This is a genomic window from Neobacillus muris (genome assembly GCF_943193175.1).
In the GTDB taxonomy this organism is placed as follows: Bacteria; Bacillota; Bacilli; order Bacillales; family Cytobacillaceae; genus Neobacillus; species Neobacillus muris.
Window position 1 is genome coordinate 212191 of sequence record NZ_CALPDF010000004.1, and the last position, 7191, is coordinate 219381.

General features: G+C 42.9%; 7 protein-coding genes. All 7 read right to left on the minus strand.

The window, feature by feature from the left end:
* Nucleotides 1-23: 23 nt before the first annotated feature.
* A complete protein-coding gene (locus NFS43_RS05085; protein WP_251550109.1) occupies nt 24-281 on the minus strand; it encodes an HPr family phosphocarrier protein in 258 nt (85 codons plus the stop codon).
* Between the two features lie 60 nt (nt 282-341).
* Nucleotides 342-1292: a DNA-binding protein WhiA gene (gene whiA / locus NFS43_RS05090; protein WP_251550111.1), complete on the minus strand. Its 951-nt coding sequence runs from the start codon at nt 1290-1292 to the stop codon at nt 342-344.
* Nucleotides 1293-1426: 134 nt separating this feature from the next.
* Entirely contained in the window at nt 1427-2410 is a 984-nt protein-coding gene (locus tag NFS43_RS05095; RefSeq protein WP_251550113.1) for a gluconeogenesis factor YvcK family protein, read from the minus strand.
* Nucleotides 2407-3300, minus strand: coding sequence for an RNase adapter RapZ (gene rapZ, locus NFS43_RS05100; RefSeq protein ID WP_251550115.1), 894 nt, complete (start codon nt 3298-3300; stop codon nt 2407-2409). The genes NFS43_RS05095 and rapZ overlap by 4 nt, the downstream gene beginning before the upstream one ends.
* A gap of 42 nt (nt 3301-3342) precedes the next feature.
* Nucleotides 3343-3801: an NUDIX hydrolase gene (locus tag NFS43_RS05105; RefSeq protein ID WP_251550117.1), complete on the minus strand. Its 459-nt coding sequence runs from the start codon at nt 3799-3801 to the stop codon at nt 3343-3345.
* Between the two features lie 411 nt (nt 3802-4212).
* Entirely contained in the window at nt 4213-5163 is a 951-nt protein-coding gene (gene trxB, locus NFS43_RS05110; protein WP_251550118.1) for a thioredoxin-disulfide reductase, read from the minus strand.
* Between the two features lie 111 nt (nt 5164-5274).
* Nucleotides 5275-6768, minus strand: a complete 1494-nt coding sequence (locus NFS43_RS05115; RefSeq protein WP_251550120.1) for a tetratricopeptide repeat protein — start codon at nt 6766-6768, stop codon at nt 5275-5277.
* Nucleotides 6769-7191 lie beyond the last annotated feature (423 nt).

The window sequence follows — 7191 nt, forward strand, 5'->3', positions numbered from 1 at the left end:
TTGCTTTTTTTATATAATTATTCTTATTGTTCTTTTTCAATAAAATCAGTTAACGATTGGATCGCTTCATCCTCGTCTGAGCCGTCAGCGATAATATTGATGGCAACCCCAGAACCCACGGCAAGGCTCATTAACCCCATAATGCTTTTAGCATTAACCTTCTTGCCATCCTTTTCCAGGAAAATATCAGACGAGAACCGGTTTGCTTCCTGAACAAATAATGCCGCAGGGCGAGCCTGTAGCCCCGTTTTCAATTTGACTGTCGCTTCTTTTACCACCATTTAAAATTCCTCCTCGTTTAGATGTATCTATCTATTTCTATAAAAAATATATTCCCGCAATTACTTAATGGATGGCGCTTCCCCAGTCCGTAATTTTTCTGCAATCTCATCGATTTTCCGCAGCCGGTGATTAATGCCCGATTTGCTGATGGTCCCCCCGGACACCATTTCACCCAATTCCTTCAAGGTGACATCCGTATAATTCAAGCGGAGTTCAGCAATTTCACGTAATTTATCAGGCAAAATCTGCAAACCAACCGTTTGGTCAATATAACGGATGTTCTCCACCTGCCTCAAGGAGGCGCCAATGGTTTTATTTAAGTTGGCTGTTTCACAATTGACCAATCTGTTAACCGAATTGCGCATATCTCTTACAATGCGAACATCTTCAAACCGAAGCAAGGCATTATGTGCCCCTATTATATTCAAAAACTCGGTTATTTTTTCGGCTTCTTTCAGGTAGGTGATAAAGCCTTTTTTCCGCTCCAGCGTTTTGCTGTTGAGCCCAAATTTGTTCATCAACTCACATAAAGAATCATTGTGTTCCTTGTACATCGAAGCAATCTCTAAATGATAGGAAGAAGTTTCCGGGTTATTGACGGACCCTCCAGCCAGAAAAGCGCCACGCAAATAAGAACGCTTACAACACTTTTTCTTCACAAGATTCTCTGATATATGATGGATAAACGTAAAATTTTCACCAATGATTTGCGTATCTTCCAAGATTTCTTTGGCCCGTTCCACCAATCGGACAATATAAACATTATTTTTTTTCAGCCGCATTTTCTTTCGAACAAGAAGCTCTACTTGCACCTGAAAGCTCTTTTTGATTAATGTATAAATTCTTCTGGCAATCGCAGCATTTTCCGTTTGAATATCGACAACGACCTTACGATTAGAAAAGGAAAGGGAACCGTTCATCCTGATTAACGCTGAGAGCTCAGACCGAATACAGCAGGGTTTCACTTCCAAGTTCGTTAATTCCTTTTTAGTTTCTGAAGCGAAAGACATCCCCCTTACCCCCTTAAACAACGAATACTTTTACAAAAACGGATATCTATCTGCTGCCAAAACCTCCAGCAGCAGCCGGATTGGCCGCCTTAGTTTTTTACATAGAAAAGGATAAAAAAACAATTACAGCTTATTTACGCTTTATAACGCCTTTTGGTTTCAGCAATAAGCAAATTATATAAAATTTCTGCGACTTTTTTTGGATCATGGCGCAAGGCCCCATCCTCCAAGTCAGCGATGTCCGCATGGACGACCTCAATTCCAAGTTCGGATAACTGAGGCAAATCATATTGGACAGGATAGGCCAGTTCTTCATTATAGCGAAGCTGGACATCCTCAGGAATTTCCTCATTGTTCACCAAAATCGTATGAATAAACGCACAGCTCATATGGTCATATAAAGCTTTAACATGGTCACTGGCGGTATACCCAAGAGTCTCCCCTGCTTGTGTCATTAAATTGCAAATATAAACCTTCTTTGCATGCGAGCGGCAAACTTCAAGCCCTAATCTCGGAACAAGCAGATTTGGCATAATGCTCGTATACAGGCTCCCAGGTCCAATGACGATCATATCAGCCTGGCGGATCGCTTGAATCGTTTCCGGAAGCGGGCGAATATTTTGGGGAGTCAAAAACACCCGACTGATTTTTTTCCCTGAATACGGTATTTTCGATTCTCCCGAGATCACCGTTCCATCCTCCATTTCAGCATGCAGGACGACATTCTGATTGGCCGCAGGCAGGACTTTTCCCCTGACATTTAACACTTTGCTCATTTCCTGGATGGCATGAACAAAGTCTCCCGTAATCGAGGTCATGGCTGCCAGGATCAAATTCCCCAGCGAGTGGCCGGACAACTCATTGGACGTATTGAACCGGTGCTGAAACATCTCCTCAACAAGCGGTTCCACATCGGAAAGCGCCGCAAGCACATTGCGGACGTCTCCCGGAGGAGGAATATGCAAATCCTCGCGAATTCTGCCCGAACTGCCGCCATCATCAGCTACTGTAACAATAGCCGTAATATCTACAGGGTATTGTTTTAGGCCGCGCAATAGCACTGGCAGCCCCGTCCCCCCGCCGATGACGACAATTCTTGGCTGACCGTAATCTCTCATGTTGACTTTTCCTTTCTCCTCTCAATGTCACGATGGGATACCACTGTTTTATAATCCTTTTGGAAAAATCGGCCAATGTACTCGGCTAAGGCAACAGAACGGTGCTGGCCGCCCGTGCAGCCAATGGCAATCACTAATTGTGACTTGCCTTCCCGCTTATAATGCGGCAGCATAAAGCTTAACAAATCGGTCACCTTTTCCAAGAACTTGCTGGTTTCATTCCATTTCAAGACATAGCTGGAAACCTCTTCGTCCAATCCTGTTTTAGGCCGCATATGGTCGATATAATGCGGGTTAGGCAAAAAACGCACATCAAACACAAGATCCGCATCAATCGGGATTCCATGTTTAAAGCCAAATGACATGACATTGACAGTAAAAATTAAATGGCTGTTCGCGGTAAATTCAGATAATATTTTCTCACGTAATTCCCGCGGTTTCATCTGGGAAGTGTTGTAAATAATTTGCGCCCGCCCCTTAAGCTCCTCCAGCAGCTCTCTTTCCATTGTAATGCCTTCGAGAGGAGAGCTGGATTTAGCTAACGGATGGAACCGTCTTGTCTCTTTGTATCTTCGAACCAATGTGGCATCATCCGCATCTAAAAATAAAATCTGCGGCGTAACCCAGGAGGTTTCGGCCAGATCATCCAATGCTTTAAATAAATGATCAAAAAACTCCCTGCCTCTCAGGTCCATGACAAGAGCCACTTTATTCATTTTATTCCCCGATTCCTTCATGAGTTCAAGGAATTTTGGCAGCAATGTAGGAGGCAAATTATCCACACAAAAGAATCCTAAATCTTCAAAACTTTGTATGGCTACTGTTTTTCCAGCTCCGGACATTCCGGTTATAATGACCATTTGAATATCATTTGTCGAACCGGTGCTCATGTATATTCCCCCTATATTTTAGCGTGGATGCTCGTACATCTATTAGCTTGGATCTAATCGATAACCAATTAGGTCAAAATCCTTTGTATAGGTAAAGGTCCCATAGATAATGCCTTTGCCATGAATCATGTAGTCGATGATATGATAGTCGCCGGCAGCCATAGGCAGCCCTTTAATTTGGTCAATCGGATGCCACTCCAGTTTTCCTTCATCCGATTCTTCTAAATCAACCCCATCAGATTCAGTGGCCATAAACGTAAACATCATCCACTCTGAAAGAAGTTCTTCTCCCTCTTTCATAATGAATGTAAAAATTCCTTTTAACTGGGGATTTTTTAAATAAATACCCGTTTCTTCACGAAATTCCCGAATGCAGGAATCGCGAACCGATTCTCCGGGCTCCATCTTTCCGCCTGGTGCTGACCACCATCCTCTGCGCGGTTTCTGAAGCAGTAAAACCTTCTCTTCTTTAATTAGTACACAATTGGTGACACGCTGCATGATTTCACCTTCTTTATAAAGCGTAGGCGCCCTGTGCGCTATGCTGGCATGAAATATCCTGATATAATAACCTGTTTATTCATTTTATTATACTATTTTTAAGATACCGCTACAATGAATACAAAATTGACTTTTCAGTTTATTTTATGATTTGGCATGTGATGCGGCGATTAAGATTTTTTCCACAAAGAGATATGTAAACCTCCCAGTTGGCTTCGGAAGAGCGGCAATGGCAAAAAGAAGGCACAGGCTGCTGGTCCTGTGCGGAAAAGGTCTATATTTTTAAAGGGGGTCAATATCTATTATCATATACCATCTTTGTTTCACTACTGTTACAGTTGGGTGAAAAAAGAGTTACTTTTTTGTAAAGGTTCCTGTTGGTAATTTTACAAAAAAGTCACATCCCCCGGTTTATTGCTTTAATTTCATTTCCTCTTTAAGCTCCTCCACAAAATGTTGGGCGCTTTGGGCCGCAATGCTTCCGTCACCTGTTGCGGTTACAATCTGGCGCAGTGTTTTTTCACGGATATCCCCGGCAGCAAAAATGCCAGGCACCTTCGTTTCCATCCGGTCATTCGTTTCAATATAGCCATTTTGATTGGTAATTCCCAAGTTTTCAAATGGTTTTGACAACGGCACCATCCCAACATATACAAACACGCCATCCGCCGGCAAGGTTTGCTCACTGCCATATTTCGTGGATACAAGGGTGACACTGCCCACTTTTCCGTCTTTCTCATTGATGGACTTCACTGTATGGCTCCAAATGAAGTCGACCTTTTCATTGGCAAACGCACGGTCTTGCAAAATCTTTTGGGCCCGAAGCTCATCGCGGCGGTGGACAATGGTTACCTGTGATGCAAAACGAGTTAAATAAACCCCTTCTTCCACCGCCGAGTCGCCGCCGCCAATAACAAACAGCCGCTTTTGCTTGAAAAAGGCTCCGTCACAGACCGCACAATAGGACACTCCGCGTCCGCCCAGTTCTTTTTCACCTGGAACACCCAGCTTTTTATATTCAGCCCCTGTGGTGATAATCACGGAGTAAGCCTTATATTGTTTAGATCCAGCGTTGACAATTTTGTAGCCGCCATGATCGATGATTTCCTTAATATCGCCGTATGCATATTCAGCACCGAACTTTTTCGCATGTTCAAACATTTTGGCTGATAAGTCAGGCCCTAAGATACTGTCAAAGCCTGGATAGTTTTCTACATCCTCGGTATTGGCCATTTGGCCTCCCGGCATTCCCCGTTCAATCATGAGTGTCGAAAGATTTGCACGAGATGTATATACAGCTGCGGTCATGCCTGCAGGGCCGGCCCCGGCAATAATGACGTCGTAAATTTTTTCATCAGACATCGTTTTCACTCCTTATATAAAAAAAACGATTAAGTATAGTATTCCCTACTTAATCGTATTAAACAATCCATTTATAGTCCAACAAACTGCTCAACATTGTCAATAGTTACATTAGTCTAATAGCTCATTCACGATCTTGACGTATTTTCCAATCGTAGCTGCCGAGATTCCGTAGCGGCTGGCCAGTTCTTGCTGTGATACTTTTTCACTGCGCAGCCGGTGCCATACATATTCTACAGCACCTGCCCACGCCCGTTTATTGGATAACCGAATATTGGCTTTAAATCCCTCGACAAACACAGAAAACCACATTAAATATAGGCCTGACTCCACTGCGCCGATAGGCTGGTAGTTTTCGTAAAAAAGCTCTGCCACTGCTTGAGCATCGGCTGTGACCGACTGTTTTCCTGAACGGATCAAGGAGATATACTCTTTTTCCAGCTGAGTAAATTTCTGATTTTGGAACAGCTGATTTGATGTGATGATTTCCTCTTTATTATCCGAAACGGTTGTCAGGAACAAGGCAAATAAGCGTTCCTCTACGAAATCACTTTCTAATTTTTGAAAAATAGAACCAGTCAAATCCTCAAACCCGTTGGCAGCAACCTCTTTTGCATTCCACGGTTCCTGTCCCTCTTTTTCCGGGTTAAGTTCTAGCAGCAATTTCCAGATATTTTTCGCGAAATTTTCGCGTCCTGTGTAATATGCTGCATAAGAAAGCCAATAATAAAAGGGAGCATCGGCTTCAAAGTTCTTTTTATATAATTTTTTTAACCAGAAATAGGCCAAGTCGTATTCCCCGACAAGTGCAAACGTGGTACCCAGTTTAAACTGCTGCTCACTAATCATCGGCTGGACTTTTTTCAAAGGTTCAAGCATCTCTGAAACATATTTATGCCGCCCTTGATAGTGGGCAAATACCGTTTTGTTGCATAAGGCATGCAAATTTCCTGGATTCAGTTCCAAAACTTGATTTAAAATGTCTTCAGCTTTTTCAGGTTTGCCTAAATAAAAATAGGCAAGCGCTAGGTTATTGTATGCGGACCAGTATTCCGGATATTCTTTAATAACTTCCTTTAACAGCTCAATGGCTTTGCTAAAATAGCCAGATTCGAGCAATTCGCGGGCCTGCTCCTGCATAGTAATAAGGTCATCCTGCCCGTAGTATTCTTCTTCAAGTTCTTCCGATTCCAACATGAGCAGTTCCAGCAGTTCCTCAGCATCGTCCGCAAAATCGCCATTTGGATCCATTTGCAAGTATAGCTGAGCATGATGAAACGCATCTTTAAAATACCCCAAGTGGGCGTAGTTGTTCGCTAAGAAGTAGTGGCATTCTACTAATTCTTGATCAAGATCTTCAAGGATGAGATGCAGAAGACGGTTGGAATTTTCGAATTCGCCTAGTTCAGTTGAGACTATCGCTAACTGGCAGGCAATCATCGGTTCACCTGGCTCAAGCTGAAGCGCCCGGTCAAGGTATTTCTTTGCTTTGTAGAAATCACGCCGATGGTAGGCCTTTATTCCTTTTTTAAAATAATATTCACCTGTAGGTACAAATGAAAGTATTTTTCCGTTTTGTATTCCTGCTTTTGCGTTTTTACCCATGAAGTCCTCCACTAACCTTTAATAACTTATGTAGTATACCACAAGAAGTGCCCGTACGAGAAGGATTTAGAGTTGGCTTGTATGGAAAAATTATCAATTGTGAACAAGTTGTCATGTAGTAAGAGCAATTATGTGGTTTAAGATGTTCATGACGACAGAACTGAGGCTCTGACATTGACTTTTGTCCTCTTGAACGCTTCATGACGACAGAATTGGGGCTCTAGCATTGACTTTTGTCGTCTTGAACGCTTCATGGCGACAGAACTGAGGCTCTGACATTGACTTTTGTCCTCTTGAACGCTTCATGACGACAGAACTGAGGCTCTGACATTGACTTTTGTCCTCTTGAACGCTTCATGACGACAGAATTGGGGCTCTAGCATTGACTTTTGTCGTCTTGAACGCTTCATGGCGACAGAACTG